Raw genomic sequence first — 12911 nt, 5'->3', positions numbered from 1 at the left:
CCGGTGGCTATAACAGCCTGGCTGCGGGCGCGCCGCCTCTGTAGCCGCTGCCGAGCCCGCGAGGCTGCGATCGGCTGCGAAGCAGCCGTAAAACCCGGCAACTTGTTCTTCCTGACAAAACGCGTGCTCAGGCTTTACGAGGACTTCGTCCTCGATCGCAGCCTCGCAGGCTCGGCAGCGGCTACAAAGCTCCCGGGGACCTAGAGGCCGCCTACCCCGAAACGATGCGGTTCTTGCCCTGGCGCTTGGCCTCGTACATCGCCGCGTCGGCGCGGGCGAAGAGGCTGTCGAGGTTTTTGTCCTCGGCGGTGAGGCTGGTCAGGCCCTGGCTGACGGTGATGCTGAAGTACTCCTCGCCATGGCTGAAGGTCAGGCGCTGGATTTCCCGCTGCAGGCGTTCGGCAACCTGGCGCGCCATGTCCGGGGCGCAGCCGGGGAAGAGGGCGGCGAATTCCTCGCCGCCGATACGCCCGAACAGGTCGCCACGGCGCAGGGTGGCGCGACCGGTCTCGGCGATGCGTTGCAGGACGTTATCGCCCTCGGGGTGGCCGTAGGTGTCGTTGACCACCTTGAAATCATCGATATCCAGCAACAGGAAGGCCAGCGGCGTGCCTTGCTGGCGCGCCTGCTCGAATTCGCGGTTGGCGCATTCGAAGAAGTGCCGGCGGTTGCTGCTCTGGGTCAGCACGTCGGTGGTGGCCAGGCGTTGCAGCTCGGTTTCCAGGTGCTTTTTCTCGGTGATGTCCTCGGCGAGGCCGACGATGATCACCCGGTCCCCGGGGGCGGCATTGCGATTGATGAAGCACTTGTCGCTGAGCCAGCGGACCTGGCCCTGGGCGTCGATGATGCGGTATTCGCGGTCTTCCACCGCGCCTTTTTCCAGCACCTGGGCCAGGGTCCGCTCGGCGTATTCGAGGTCGTCGGGGTAGACGCTGTCGCGCCATTCGTTGGCGTCGGCCAGCAGCAGGCCGGCGGAGCGGCCGAAGATGCGCTCATACGCCGGGCTGACATAAAGCACCTGACGGGCTTCCCAGTCGAAGGCCCAGAGCACGGCATTGACGCTGACCAGCAACGAGCTGAACAGCTGTTCGCGCTCCGTCAGCCGGGCGACCTCGCCCTGGGCATGCATCAGCGCCATCAGGGTTTGCGCGGCCTCGGGCCACTGGGGCAAAGCGGATGGGAGTTGTGGGTTCTTGTTGACCATCGGCACCGATCTCAAAGCGCACGCCGCTCGGGAAACGAAGCGGCCACAGAAAGCCCGCCTGGATGGCGAAGTGTTGCTTGAGATAGGGGATTGGCGACGAAGTTCCCGGTTTCCGTGGTCTGGAAGCCGGCACCCGCTGGGCGGTCACTGTGGCGCGGATTAAGGGTTGGAACTCATGGGGCGGGGAGGGTAGAGAAGCCCACCGGCCACGGCAGCTGAGCTTGCCGTGGCCGGTGAACGGGCCGGCGTCAGGCGCTGGCGGGGCGCAGCGAGTAGGTTTTCAGCTGGCTGGCGAAGTCGCGCAGCGACTGGATCCCGCTGGCCTCGGCTTCGTGGACCCAGTCCTTGATCGCCGCCAGCATGTCGTGGCCGTTGGAGCTGGTCTTGGCCCAGATCTGTTGCAGCGCCAGGCGTTTTTCGTAGATCACTTTCAGGGCCTGGCTGTGTTCCAGCATGTTCTGGATGCGCGCATGGTGGCGCTCTTCCAGCAGGCTGGTTTCCCGCGACAGCAGGCGCTTGGCGCGATGGAACTGGTGGCGCACCGAATGATCGACCTTGTCCAGCTCTTGCTTGACCAGCGGCGCGATCACCAGCTTGCGGTACTGCGCCATGATCTGGAAACGGTTGTTGAGGATCGCCATCGCCGTGTCCATGTCCAGGTGGCCCTTGCCTTCGACCCGGTGGGCGATCGGCGCGACCCGCTGCACCTTGGCCAGACGCAGGAAGCTGAACACCTTGATCCAGGCCCAGCCCAGGTCGAACTCCCACTTCTTCACCGACAGCTTGGCCGAGTTGGGGTAGGTGTGATGGTTGTTGTGCAGTTCTTCGCCGCCGACCAGGATGCCCCAGGGCACCAGGTTGGTCGCCGCGTCGCGGCATTCGAAGTTGCGATAGCCGACCGCGTGGCCCAGGCCGTTGATCACCCCGGCGGCCCAGAACGGGATCCACATCATCTGGATCGCCCAGATGGTGATGCCGATGGTGCCGAACAGCAGCAGGTCGATCACCGCCATCAGCGCCACGCCGCCCAGCTTGTAGCGCGAGTAGAGGTTGCGCTCGATCCAGTCGTCCGGGCAGTTCTTGCCGTAGATGCGCAGGGTTTCCGGGTTTTTCGCCTCTTCGCGGTACAGCTCGGCGCCTTTGCGCAGCACTGTGGACAGGCCCTTGATCACCGGGCTGTGGGGGTCGTCCGCGGTTTCGCATTTGGCGTGGTGCTTGCGGTGGATGGCGGTCCACTCGCGGGTGTTCTGCGCCGTGGTCAGCCACAGCCAGAAGCGGAAGAAATGTTTCAGGCCGGCGTTGAGCTCCAGGGAGCGGTGGGCTGAATAGCGATGCAGGTAAACCGTGACCCCAACGATGGTCACGTGAGTCATTAACAGGGTGACTGCTACCAGTTGCCAGGCCGACAAGCCTAGAAAACCTTCGTACCACATAGGCTGTAGGGCCCTCGATAAAGAAAAAACAGCAGTCGCATTATCACCAAGCCCACAGAGAAAACCAGTCGCCCTTTCAGATAAGAGTGGCGAGATGTTTCTTCCTCTATAATCCCTAGCTTTCCGTAAGGACATTGACGACCTTATGTCGGTTTCTTCTCGCGACGCTTTGCGCGCAGCCCTGCTCTACCTCTTGCTGTCTGTGTTGTGGCTGCAGTTCAGTGGTCATTTATTGAGCAGTTTCTTCGATGAGTCGAATGATCTGGCGCGCTGGCAACTGATCAACGGGTACGTCTGGGCGCTGCTCAGCGCCGCCCTGATCTTCATCGCGCGGGGCCGTCTGTTGCGTTTGCTGGGCGCCGACTCCTGGTTGCTGCACCAGCGCGAGGACCGCGAGCGCCTGCGCCAGGCCGCCGCCGTGTTCGATTGCACCCGCGAAGGGGTGCTGGTCAGCGACCGCCGGGGCCAGATCGTCCATGTGAACCGCGCGTTCATCGAGATCACCGGCTATCAGCGCGAGGAGGTGCTGGGCCGCCAGCCGAGCATGTTCAAGTCCGGGCACCACACGGCGGATTTCTACCAGGCCATGTTCGATTCGCTGAACACCACGGGCGAGTGGAGCGGCGAGATCTGGAACCGGCGCAAATGCGGCGAGATCTACCCGCAGTGGCAGACCATTCGCGCCATCCGCGATGACGACGGCCAGCTCAGCCACTATGTCGCGGTGTTCTCCGACATCAGCGCGATCAAGGATTCCGAGCACGAACTGGCCCACCTGGCGCACCACGACCCGCTGACCGACCTGCCCAATCGCCTGCTGTTCACCGACCGCGCCGAGCAGGCCCTGGCGTCGGCGCAGATCCACAAGCGCGGCTGCGCGCTGCTGATGGTCGACCTGGATCACTTCAAGATGATCAACGACAGCCTTGGGCACAATGTCGGCGACCGCCTGCTCAAGGCCGTGGCCCAGCGCCTGCAAGGCATGTTCGGGCCGGGCATCACCCTGGCGCGGCTGGGCGGCGACGAGTTTGCGGTGCTGGTGGAGAGCTGCGGGCAACCGGGGCAGGCCGCGGTGCTGGCGCAGCGCATCATCGACGGGGTGAAGCAGCCTTTCCTGATGGACGAGAATCAGCTGTTCATCAATGCCAGCATCGGCATCAGCCTGTTCCCCAGCGATGCCCTGAGCGCCGAGCAACTGTTGCGCAATGCCGACACGGCGCTGTTCAAGGCCAAGAGCGCCGGGCGTGACAGTTACGCGCTGTACACCGAAGAACTGACGGCCCACGCCCAGCAACGGGTGGAGATTGCCTTCGAATTGCGCCGGGCCCTGGAGCAGCAGGAGCTGCGGGTGTTCTACCAGCCGGTGCACGACCTCGCCAGCAGCCGTCTGGTCGGGGTCGAGGCGCTGGTGCGCTGGGAGCATCCGCAACGCGGCCTGGTGTCGCCTGGCGAGTTCATTCCGATTGCCGAGCGCACCGGGCTGATCGCCGAGATCGATGCCTGGGTCATGCAACAGGCCTGTCGGCAGATGTGCCAATGGCAGGCGGCCGGCATGGAGTTGTCCTTCGTCGCGGTGAACGTTTCCAGCCGCCTGTTCGCCCGCCGCGAGCTGTACCAGCAGGTGGCCCAGGTGCTGCACGACACCGGCCTCGACCCCGCCTACCTGGAACTGGAAGTCACCGAAAGCGCGGTGATGGAGGACCCGGAAGTGGCCCTGGAGCAGATGCATCGCCTGCGCGAACTGGGGCTGCGCCTGGCCATCGACGACTTCGGCACCGGTTATTCCTCGCTGCTGCGGCTCAAGCGCCTGCCGGTGCAGAAGCTGAAGATCGACCAGGGTTTTGTCGCCGGCTTGCCGTGGGACGAAGACGACGCGGCGATTTCCCGGGTGATCATCGCCCTGGCCCAGAGCATGGGCATGCAGGTGCACGCCGAAGGCATCGAGCAGGTGGAACAGGCGCGGTTCCTCCTCGACCAGGGTTGCGATTTGGGCCAGGGCTACTGGTTCGGCCGCCCGCTGCCGGCGGCGCAACTGGAATGGGGCCGGGCGCCGCAGATCCACTGATCGGCGCCCCTGTCGGGGCATCGCGGGCAAGCCTCGCTCCTACAGATACGCAGAACCTGCCAGTCGGGGCATCGGCTCCTACAGATCCGCAGAAACCTGCCAGGCACTGCTTCTGTAGGAGCGAAGCTTGCTCGCGATCGAGGCGCCGCGGTGTATCAGGCAGGCCGCCATCTCGGGCAAGTCTCGCTCCTACAAGAGGCGGGGTGGCGCTGCAATCAGCGCCGATTCCCACGCAACCCCGCGTCAATTCAAATAATTTCTTCTGGTTATATAAACATTCTTAAATAGTATTTTTAAGAATATCTGCGCCTATCTACTATTGCCCTCACGCCGCAAGCAGTGCCGCCACTGCCAGGCACATCTCATTCAGGAGCAACACCATGAGCGCATCTCTTCGTAGCGTTGACGGCCAGGACGAACAAACCATCTTGCGCGAGATTCAAAGCGCATTGCGCGACCTGCGTTTTGGCGCGGTGGAAATCACCGTGCACAACGCCCAGGTCGTGCAGATCGAACGCAAGGAAAAATTCCGCCTGCAAAACCCTGGCAATAAACCAAGCTGAATTCCGCACTACCTCTCGCACCGAGAGGCCCGACTGGACCACCGGAGGGCGTCATCCATGACCCCCAGCCTGAACCCCAGCGTTCGCCCACGAATGCGGGCCTGATTCGCCATAAGAAAAATGCCAGCACATTAAAAAATTTCGGGAGCTCCATCATGTCGTCGATTCGCCGTTATGCCCTGGCCGCCCTCGCCAGCGCCGTTTTTGCCGGTTCCGCCGTTGCCAAGGATTACGAGTTGCTCAACGTGTCGTACGACCCGACCCGCGAGCTGTACCAGGACTACAACAGCGAATTCACAAGCTTCTGGAAAAAGGAACACCCGGGCGACAACGTCAAGATCCAGCAATCCCACGGTGGCTCGGGCAAGCAGGGCCGCGCGGTGATCGACGGTCTGCGCGCCGACGTGGTGACCCTGGCGCTGGCCGGCGACATCGATGAAATCGCCAAGCTCGGCAAGAGCCTGCCGGCCGACTGGCAAAAACGCCTGCCGGATGCGAGCACGCCCTACACCTCGACCATCGTGTTCCTGGTGCGCAAGGGCAACCCCAAGGGCATCAAGGACTGGGGCGACCTGATCAAGAAAGACGTGTCGGTCATCACCCCGAACCCGAAAACCTCCGGCGGTGCCCGCTGGAACTTCCTCGCCGCCTGGGCCTATGGCCTGAAAGCCGGCGGCAGCGAAGCCAAGGCCCAGGAATACGTGAAGGAGCTGTTCAAGCACGTACCGGTGCTGGATACCGGCGCCCGCGGCTCGACCATCACCTTCGTCAACAACGGTCAGGGCGACGTGTTGCTGGCCTGGGAAAACGAAGCCTTCCTGGCGCTGAAAGAAGACGGCGGCGCCGACAAGTTCGACATCGTGGTGCCTTCGCTGTCGATCCTCGCCGAGCCGCCAGTGGCGGTGGTGGACAAGAACGCCGAGAAAAAGGGCAACACCGAGATCGCCGAGGCCTACCTCAAGCACCTGTACAGCCCGGCCGGCCAGGAAATCGCAGCGAAGAACTTCTATCGTCCGCGGGACAAGGATGTGGCGGCCAAATACGCTCAGCAGTTCCCGAAACTGGACCTGGTGACCATCGACAAGGACTTCGGCGGCTGGAAAACTGCCCAACCGAAATTCTTCAATGATGGCGGGGTGTTCGACCAGATCTACCAGGCGCAATAAGCAACACTACCTGTAGGAGCGAGCTTGCTCGCGAAGATCGTCAACGATGGCGCGTACATTCCGAATGAGCGCGGTGCCCTTGAGTTCTTCGCGAGCGAGCTCGCTCCTACACTGGTATCTACCCGCTAACCAAGGACTTTTATGTCGCGTCGTATCTCCCCCGTCATACCCGGCTTCGGGCTGACGCTGGGCTACACCTTGGTGTACCTCAGCCTGATTGTGCTCATACCCCTGGCGGCGATGTTCGTGCATGCCGCCCAACTCACCTGGGATCAGTTCTGGGCCATTGTCTCGGCACCGCGGGTACTCGCCGCGCTCAAGCTGAGCTTCGGCACGGCGCTGTACGCGGCGATCATCAACGGCGTGATCGGCACGCTGCTGGCCTGGGTGCTGGTGCGCTACAGCTTTCCCGGGCGCAAGATCATCGACGCGATGATCGACCTGCCGTTCGCCCTGCCCACCGCCGTGGCCGGTATCGCGCTGACCGCGCTGTACGCGCCGACCGGCCTGGTCGGCCAGTTCGCCACCGACCTGGGGTTCAAGATCGCCTACACCCCGCTGGGTATCACCCTGGCGCTGACCTTCGTCACCCTGCCGTTCGTGGTGCGCACCGTGCAGCCGGTGCTGGCCGACATTCCCCGGGAAGTCGAAGAAGCCGCCGCCTGCCTCGGCGCCAAGCCCTGGCAGGTGTTCCGCCACATCCTGGTACCGGCGCTGCTGCCGGCCTGGCTGACCGGCTTCGCCCTGGCCTTTGCCCGGGGCGTCGGCGAGTACGGCTCGGTGATCTTCATCGCCGGTAACATGCCGATGAAAACCGAAATTCTGCCGCTGCTGATCATGGTCAAGCTCGACCAGTACGATTACACCGGCGCGACCTCCATCGGCGTGTTGATGCTGGTGGTTTCCTTTGTCCTGTTGCTGCTGATCAACCTGCTGCAGCGGCGCATCGAACGACCTTAAGGAGGCGCGAACCATGTCCCAATCGTCCATTTCCGCAGCCTCTTCGGCCAATGCCGACCGTCGTGGCAGCGCCACCTCGCGACGCATCCTGATTGGCCTTGGCTGGCTGATCTTCGCCCTGTTCCTGTTGCTACCGCTGTTTATCGTGGTGTCCCAGGGGCTCAAGCTCGGCCTCGGCGCGTTCTTCGCCGCGATCTTCGAGCCGGACGCGCTGTCGGCCCTGAAGCTGACGGTGATCGCCGTGCTGATCTCGGTGCCGCTGAACCTGGTGTTCGGCGTCAGCGCCGCCTGGTGCGTGAGCAAATACAACTTCCGCGGCAAGAGCATCCTGGTGACCCTGATCGACCTGCCGTTCTCGGTGTCGCCGGTGATCGCCGGCCTGGTCTATGTGCTGATGTTCGGCGCCCAGGGTCTTTTTGGACCGTGGCTGCAGGATCACGACATCCAGATCGTGTTCGCCCTGCCGGGCATCGTCCTGGCGACCATCTTCGTCACCGTGCCCTTCGTCGCCCGTGAGCTGATCCCGCTGATGCAGGAGCAGGGCACCCAGGAAGAGGAAGCCGCCAGGCTGCTGGGGGCCAACGGCTGGCAGATGTTCTGGCATGTGACCGTGCCGAACATCAAGTGGGGCCTGATCTACGGCGTGGTGCTCTGTACCGCGCGGGCCATGGGTGAGTTCGGTGCGGTGTCGGTGGTTTCCGGGCACATTCGCGGGGTGACCAACACCCTGCCGCTGCACGTCGAGATCCTCTACAACGAATACAACCACGTCGCCGCGTTCGCCGTCGCGAGCCTGTTGCTGATCCTGGCGCTCTTCATCCTGCTGCTCAAGCAGTGGAGCGAAAACCGTATCAACCGCCTGCGCGCCAGCGCCGCGGAGGAATGAATCATGTCGATCGAAGTCCGTAACGTCAGCAAGAACTTCAATGCCTTCAAGGCCCTGAACAGCATCAACCTGGATATCCAGAGCGGCGAGCTGGTGGCGCTGCTGGGCCCGTCCGGCTGCGGCAAGACCACCCTGCTGCGGATCATCGCCGGCCTGGAAACCCCGGACGCCGGCAGCATCGTGTTCCACGGCGAGGACGTCTCCGGCCACGACGTGCGTGATCGCAACGTCGGTTTCGTGTTCCAGCACTACGCGCTGTTCCGCCATATGAGCGTGTTCGACAACGTCGCCTTCGGCCTGCGCATGAAGCCGAAGAACCAGCGTCCGAGCGAAAGCAAGATCGCCGAGAAGGTCCATGAACTGTTGAACATGGTGCAGCTGGACTGGCTCGCCGACCGCTACCCGGAGCAGCTGTCCGGCGGCCAGCGCCAGCGGATCGCCCTGGCCCGCGCCCTGGCGGTGGAGCCCAAGGTACTGCTGCTGGACGAACCCTTCGGCGCCCTGGATGCCAAGGTGCGCAAGGAGCTGCGCCGCTGGCTGGCGCGCCTGCACGAAGACATCAACCTGACCTCGGTATTCGTCACCCACGACCAGGAAGAAGCCATGGAAGTGGCGGACCGTATCGTGGTGATGAACAAGGGCGTGATCGAGCAGATCGGCTCGCCGGGCGAGGTGTACGAGAACCCGGCCAGCGACTTCGTCTACCACTTCCTCGGCGACTCCAACCGCCTGCACCTGGGCGAGGACAAACATGTGCTGTTCCGCCCGCACGAAGTGTCGTTGTCGCGCTCCGAACTGGCCGACCACCACGCCGCCGAAGTGCGCGATATCCGTCCGCTGGGCGCCACCACCCGGGTGACCTTGAAGGTCGAAGGGCAGAGCGAACTGATCGAGGCCGAAGTGGTGAAAGACCATGACAGCCTGGTCGGGCTGGTCAAGGGCGAGACGCTGTTCTTCAAGCCCAAGGTCTGGCAGAAGGTCGCCAATATCTAAAAGGCAAAAGCATCGCGGGCAAGCCTCNCCCGCGATAACGATCTAAATAGCCGCGCGTTTCGGATTGACCCGCACCCCTCCCGCTCGCGCCTCGATCTCATGCTTGAGCCCCTGGCGCAGCCCCAGCATGAACGCCAGCTCCGCCACCACGAACAACGGCCCGACGATCAGCCCTGAGAGGTCATCGACAAAGGCCGGCTTGCGCCCCTCGTAGTAATGGCCGACGAACTGGATTACCCAGCCGATCACGAACATGCCCAGGCCGCTGGCCAGCCAGACCAGGGTGCTTTGCTGCGCCAGTGCATGGCCGGCCCACACCGACAGCCCCATCAGCATCGTCATCAGCAGGCCCAGGCGCAACTCCAGGCGCAGATAGAACCAGCACGACGCCAGGGCCAGCAGCAGCGCCGGCGACAGCCACAGCCCGGCGATCGGCCAGGCGGGGCGCGACAGCAGGACCGCGACGGCCAGCACAATCAGCGGAATGCCGATAAAGTGGCTGGCGATGTTGCGCGGATCACGGTGGTAGGCGGCGTATTGACTGAGATGGTCGACGAGGCTTTTCATTGTTGTTCCTCCTGTAGGGTGATCGAATCATGCCCTGCGCCGGTTGCCGGCTCTGTCAGCTAGGCGACAATCGGCTCGCTGCCCGTGTGGATAACGCTATCGATGAAGATGCAGGTCTGGCGTGAGCGCCTGATGAGTGGCCAATGGTTCAGCCGCTTGCCCGTTCAATTACAGAATAGTCTGCTGGCCAATGCCCGTTTGCGCTCGCTGGCGCCGGGCCAGCGCCTGTTCCAGCGCGGCGATCCGCCCTGCGGCCTGTACGCAGTGCTGGAAGGCACGGTGCGCATCGGCGCGGTCAGCGAGCAAGGCAAGGAGGCGCTGCTGAGCCTGGTGGAGGCGCCGCACTGGTTCGGCGAGATCAGCCTGTTCGACGGTCAGCCGCGCACCCATGACGCCTATGCCGTGGGCCCGTGCAGCCTGCTCAATGTGCCCCAGGCGGCGCTGCTCGAACTGTTGGACGAGCACCCGCAATACTGGCGGCAGCTGGCGCTGTTGATGAGCCACAAGCTGCGCCTGACTTTTATCAACCTCGAACAGCTGAGCCTGATGCCGGCCCCGGTGCGGGTGGCCAACCGCCTGTTGATGATCGCCCGCGGCTATGGCGAGACCGACACCCCGCGCCGGGTCCTGCACCTGCCCCAGGAGCAGTTGGCGCTGCTGCTGTCGCTGTCGCGCCAGACCACCAACCAGATCCTCAAGGATTTGCAGGGGCAGGGCATTCTCAAGCTGGGTTATGGCGAGATCGAGATCCTCGACGAGGACCGGTTGCGGGCGTTGGCCGGGGTTTGACCGTCAGATCGCTATCGCGGGNGTCTGTAGGAGCGAGGCTTGCCCGCGATGAGGCCCTCGAACCCGCCACACACCTTTCAGCGCAACCCATCCCGAAACTGCCCCGGCGTCATCCCGGTCCAGCGCTTGAACGCGCGGCTGAAGCTGCTGGCGTCGGCGAACCCCAGCAGGTAACTGATCTCGCTCAGGGAGCACTGCGGGTCGCGCAGGTGCAGCAGGGCGAGGTTCTCCCGGCATTCGTTGAGCAGGGTGTCGAAGCGACAACCTTCGTCCGCCAGGTGGCGTTGCAGGCTGCGCAGGCTCAGGTGCAGGGCCTGGGCGACCCGTTCCGCCGAGGGTTCGCCTTCCGGCAGCTGGGACTCGATGACCCCGCGCACCTTGCGCTCCCAGGTCAAAGGTTGCAGTTGCATCAGGGTGCGCTTGAGCACCGCCTCGTTGTGCTCGGCCAGTTCCGGGTTGGCGTCGTCCAGGTGGCTGTCGAAGTCGTGCAGGCCGAACTCCAGGCGGTCCTCATCGGCGCTGAAAAACACCGGCGCGCGAAACACCGTGTGCCATTGCTTGGAGTCCGCCGGCTCGGGGCGCCGCAGGTACACCGCCAGCGGCGCGTAGTCGCGGCCCAGGCGGTTGCGGCAGGTGCGCACGTAGATCGCGACAAAGGCGTCGATGGCTTCGAACGCCGGCTCCGGATTGCCTTGTGGGACCTTCAGGCGAAAGCGATAGCGGTCCTCGGCGCGGGTCAGCTCCAGCTCCAGGGCATCGCTGACCACCTGGTGATAACGCACGATGCGCTCGAACACTTCCCGCAGGCTGCCGCTGGCCACCAGCGCATAACCCAGGGCATGGAAGGTGGTCGGGCTGACGAAGCGCGAGACCCGCAGACCTATGGCCGGGTCGCCGCTGGCCTGCACCGCCAGTTGCCACAGGCGGGTAGTGCCCGACAGCGGGTAGCGGGCGTTGGGATCGTCCATCAGTTGCGGGTCGAGGCCGGCCTGGTGGCACAAGGCGGTGCTGTCGAGGCCCAGGGCATCGAGCTGCTTGCGCAGGGCGCGGGTCCAGCTGGCGAGGGAAGTGGGTTCGGTCATGGCGGTTGGCGCGTCCGGTCAACAGGTTGGCGTCCGCGGCTAGCGCCCGGCGCGCGGGCGCAGGGCAGGATGCGAACATCAATAACCAGAGGATGGAAGCATGCACGGTACTTCTGCAAGTCCCGACCGGCTGAATGCTCAGCAACGATCGGCGCATATTCGTGAGGTGGTGCTGGCCAGGGGCGTCGAGTTGCGCGAGCGCTACCCGCTGCTCAAGCATCAGGACGCGTTGGGCGCGGGCATCCTGGCCCTGGCCCTGGCCGGGATGGTGGGCTCGGCGGCGCTCTACATCGGCGGGTACCTGGCCTGGTGGGCCTGCCTGCTGCTCAATGCGTTTTTCGCCTCCTTGACCCACGAGTTGGAGCACGACCTGATCCACAGCATGTATTTCCGCAAGCAGCGCATCCCCCACAACCTGATGCTGGCGCTGGTCTGGCTGGCGCGGCCGAGCACGATCAACCCTTGGATCCGTCGCCATTTGCACCTCAATCACCACAAGGTGTCCGGCACCGAGGCCGACATGGAGGAGCGCGCCATCACCAACGGCGAGCCCTGGGGCATCGCCCGGCTGCTGATGGTCGGTGACAACGTCATGTCGTCATTGATCCGCACCCTGCGCGCCAGGACCTGGGCGCACAAGCTCAACATCCTCAAGCGCACCTTGAAGGTGTACGCACCGCTGGCGTTGCTGCACTGGGGGGCCTGGTATGTGTTTCTCGGCTTCCACGCCGCCAATGGCGTCGCCGCGCTGCTGGGCGCGCCCATCGACTGGTCGGCCAGCACCCTGGCGGTGATGCAGGTGATCGATATCGCCGTGGTGGTGATCATCGGCCCCAATGTGCTGCGCACCTTCTGCCTGCATTTCGTCAGCTCGAACATGCACTACTACGGCGACATCGAAGCGGGCAACGTGATCCAGCAGACCCAGGTGCTCAACCCCTGGTGGCTATGGCCGTTGCAGGCGTTCTGCTTCAACTTCGGCAGTACCCACGGGATCCACCATTTTGTGGTCAAGGAACCCTTCTACATCCGCCAGCTGACCGCGCCGGTGGCGCATAAGGTGATGGCTGAGATGGGCGTGCGCTTCAACGATTTCGGCACCTTCGGCCGGGCCAACCGGTTTATCCGCAAGGAGCGGGTGGCGGCAGAAGTGGTGCGGGGTGTCAGGGCGTGATGTATCGCGTTTGAGGGCCAATCGCGGGC

The 12911-nt window shown here is 63.9% G+C and carries 12 protein-coding genes; 8 read left to right on the top strand and 4 right to left on the bottom strand.

Annotated elements, in window-relative coordinates:
• Positions 1-211: 211 nt before the first annotated feature.
• A complete protein-coding gene (locus ACTJKT_RS25790; RefSeq protein WP_440789064.1) occupies positions 212-1204 on the bottom strand; it encodes a GGDEF domain-containing protein in 993 nt (330 codons plus the stop codon).
• A 248-nt stretch (positions 1205-1452) separates the two neighbouring features.
• Positions 1453-2637 (bottom strand): delta-9 fatty acid desaturase DesA, encoded by a 1185-nt coding sequence (desA, locus tag ACTJKT_RS25785; RefSeq protein ID WP_025808517.1) that lies wholly within the window; start codon positions 2635-2637, stop codon positions 1453-1455.
• 145 nt (positions 2638-2782) lie between these two features.
• Here desA and dibA point away from each other — a divergent pair, with 145 nt between their 5' ends.
• The 6 genes from dibA to ACTJKT_RS25755 all read left to right on the top strand — a co-directional run bounded on the left by dibA (position 2783) and on the right by ACTJKT_RS25755 (position 9270).
• Complete coding sequence (dibA, locus tag ACTJKT_RS25780) at positions 2783-4702, top strand: phosphodiesterase DibA (RefSeq protein WP_440789063.1); 1920 nt, start codon at positions 2783-2785, stop codon at positions 4700-4702.
• 380 nt (positions 4703-5082) lie between these two features.
• A complete protein-coding gene (oscA, locus tag ACTJKT_RS25775) occupies positions 5083-5265 on the top strand; it encodes a sulfur starvation response protein OscA (RefSeq protein WP_009041629.1) in 183 nt (60 codons plus the stop codon).
• A 155-nt stretch (positions 5266-5420) separates the two neighbouring features.
• On the top strand, positions 5421-6431 hold the full coding sequence (locus ACTJKT_RS25770; RefSeq protein WP_440789062.1) for a sulfate ABC transporter substrate-binding protein: 1011 nt from the start codon (positions 5421-5423) through the stop codon (positions 6429-6431).
• 141 nt (positions 6432-6572) lie between these two features.
• Positions 6573-7391, top strand: a complete 819-nt coding sequence (cysT, locus tag ACTJKT_RS25765; protein WP_007921521.1) for a sulfate ABC transporter permease subunit CysT — start codon at positions 6573-6575, stop codon at positions 7389-7391.
• A gap of 13 nt (positions 7392-7404) precedes the next feature.
• Positions 7405-8277, top strand: a complete 873-nt coding sequence (gene cysW / locus ACTJKT_RS25760; protein WP_025808515.1) for a sulfate ABC transporter permease subunit CysW — start codon at positions 7405-7407, stop codon at positions 8275-8277.
• Between the two features lie 3 nt (positions 8278-8280).
• Positions 8281-9270, top strand: coding sequence for a sulfate/molybdate ABC transporter ATP-binding protein (locus ACTJKT_RS25755; protein ID WP_025808514.1), 990 nt, complete (start codon positions 8281-8283; stop codon positions 9268-9270).
• A gap of 42 nt (positions 9271-9312) precedes the next feature.
• Here the strand turns inward: ACTJKT_RS25755 and ACTJKT_RS25750 are convergent, their stop codons facing one another.
• Complete coding sequence (locus tag ACTJKT_RS25750; RefSeq protein WP_440789061.1) at positions 9313-9837, bottom strand: Mpo1 family 2-hydroxy fatty acid dioxygenase; 525 nt, start codon at positions 9835-9837, stop codon at positions 9313-9315.
• Positions 9838-9939: 102 nt separating this feature from the next.
• On the opposite strand from ACTJKT_RS25750, the gene ACTJKT_RS25745 reads away from it, so the two are divergent.
• Positions 9940-10626 (top strand): Crp/Fnr family transcriptional regulator, encoded by a 687-nt coding sequence (locus ACTJKT_RS25745; RefSeq protein WP_440789060.1) that lies wholly within the window; start codon positions 9940-9942, stop codon positions 10624-10626.
• Between the two features lie 77 nt (positions 10627-10703).
• On the opposite strand, the gene ACTJKT_RS25740 is transcribed toward ACTJKT_RS25745, so the two are convergent.
• Positions 10704-11708 carry an AraC family transcriptional regulator gene (locus tag ACTJKT_RS25740; RefSeq protein ID WP_440789059.1) on the bottom strand — a complete coding sequence of 335 codons (1005 nt, stop codon included), beginning with the start codon at positions 11706-11708 and terminating at the stop codon, positions 10704-10706.
• A 100-nt stretch (positions 11709-11808) separates the two neighbouring features.
• On the opposite strand from ACTJKT_RS25740, the gene ACTJKT_RS25735 reads away from it, so the two are divergent.
• A complete protein-coding gene (locus ACTJKT_RS25735; RefSeq protein WP_440789058.1) occupies positions 11809-12882 on the top strand; it encodes a fatty acid desaturase in 1074 nt (357 codons plus the stop codon).
• The last annotated feature ends 29 nt before the right edge of the window (positions 12883-12911 follow it).

Source organism: Pseudomonas sp. 22526 (genome assembly GCF_052044735.1).
Classification (GTDB): domain Bacteria; phylum Pseudomonadota; class Gammaproteobacteria; order Pseudomonadales; family Pseudomonadaceae; genus Aquipseudomonas; species Aquipseudomonas piscium.
Note: the sequence above shows the minus strand (reverse complement) of the source record. Positions and strands in the feature narration are given on the sequence as shown.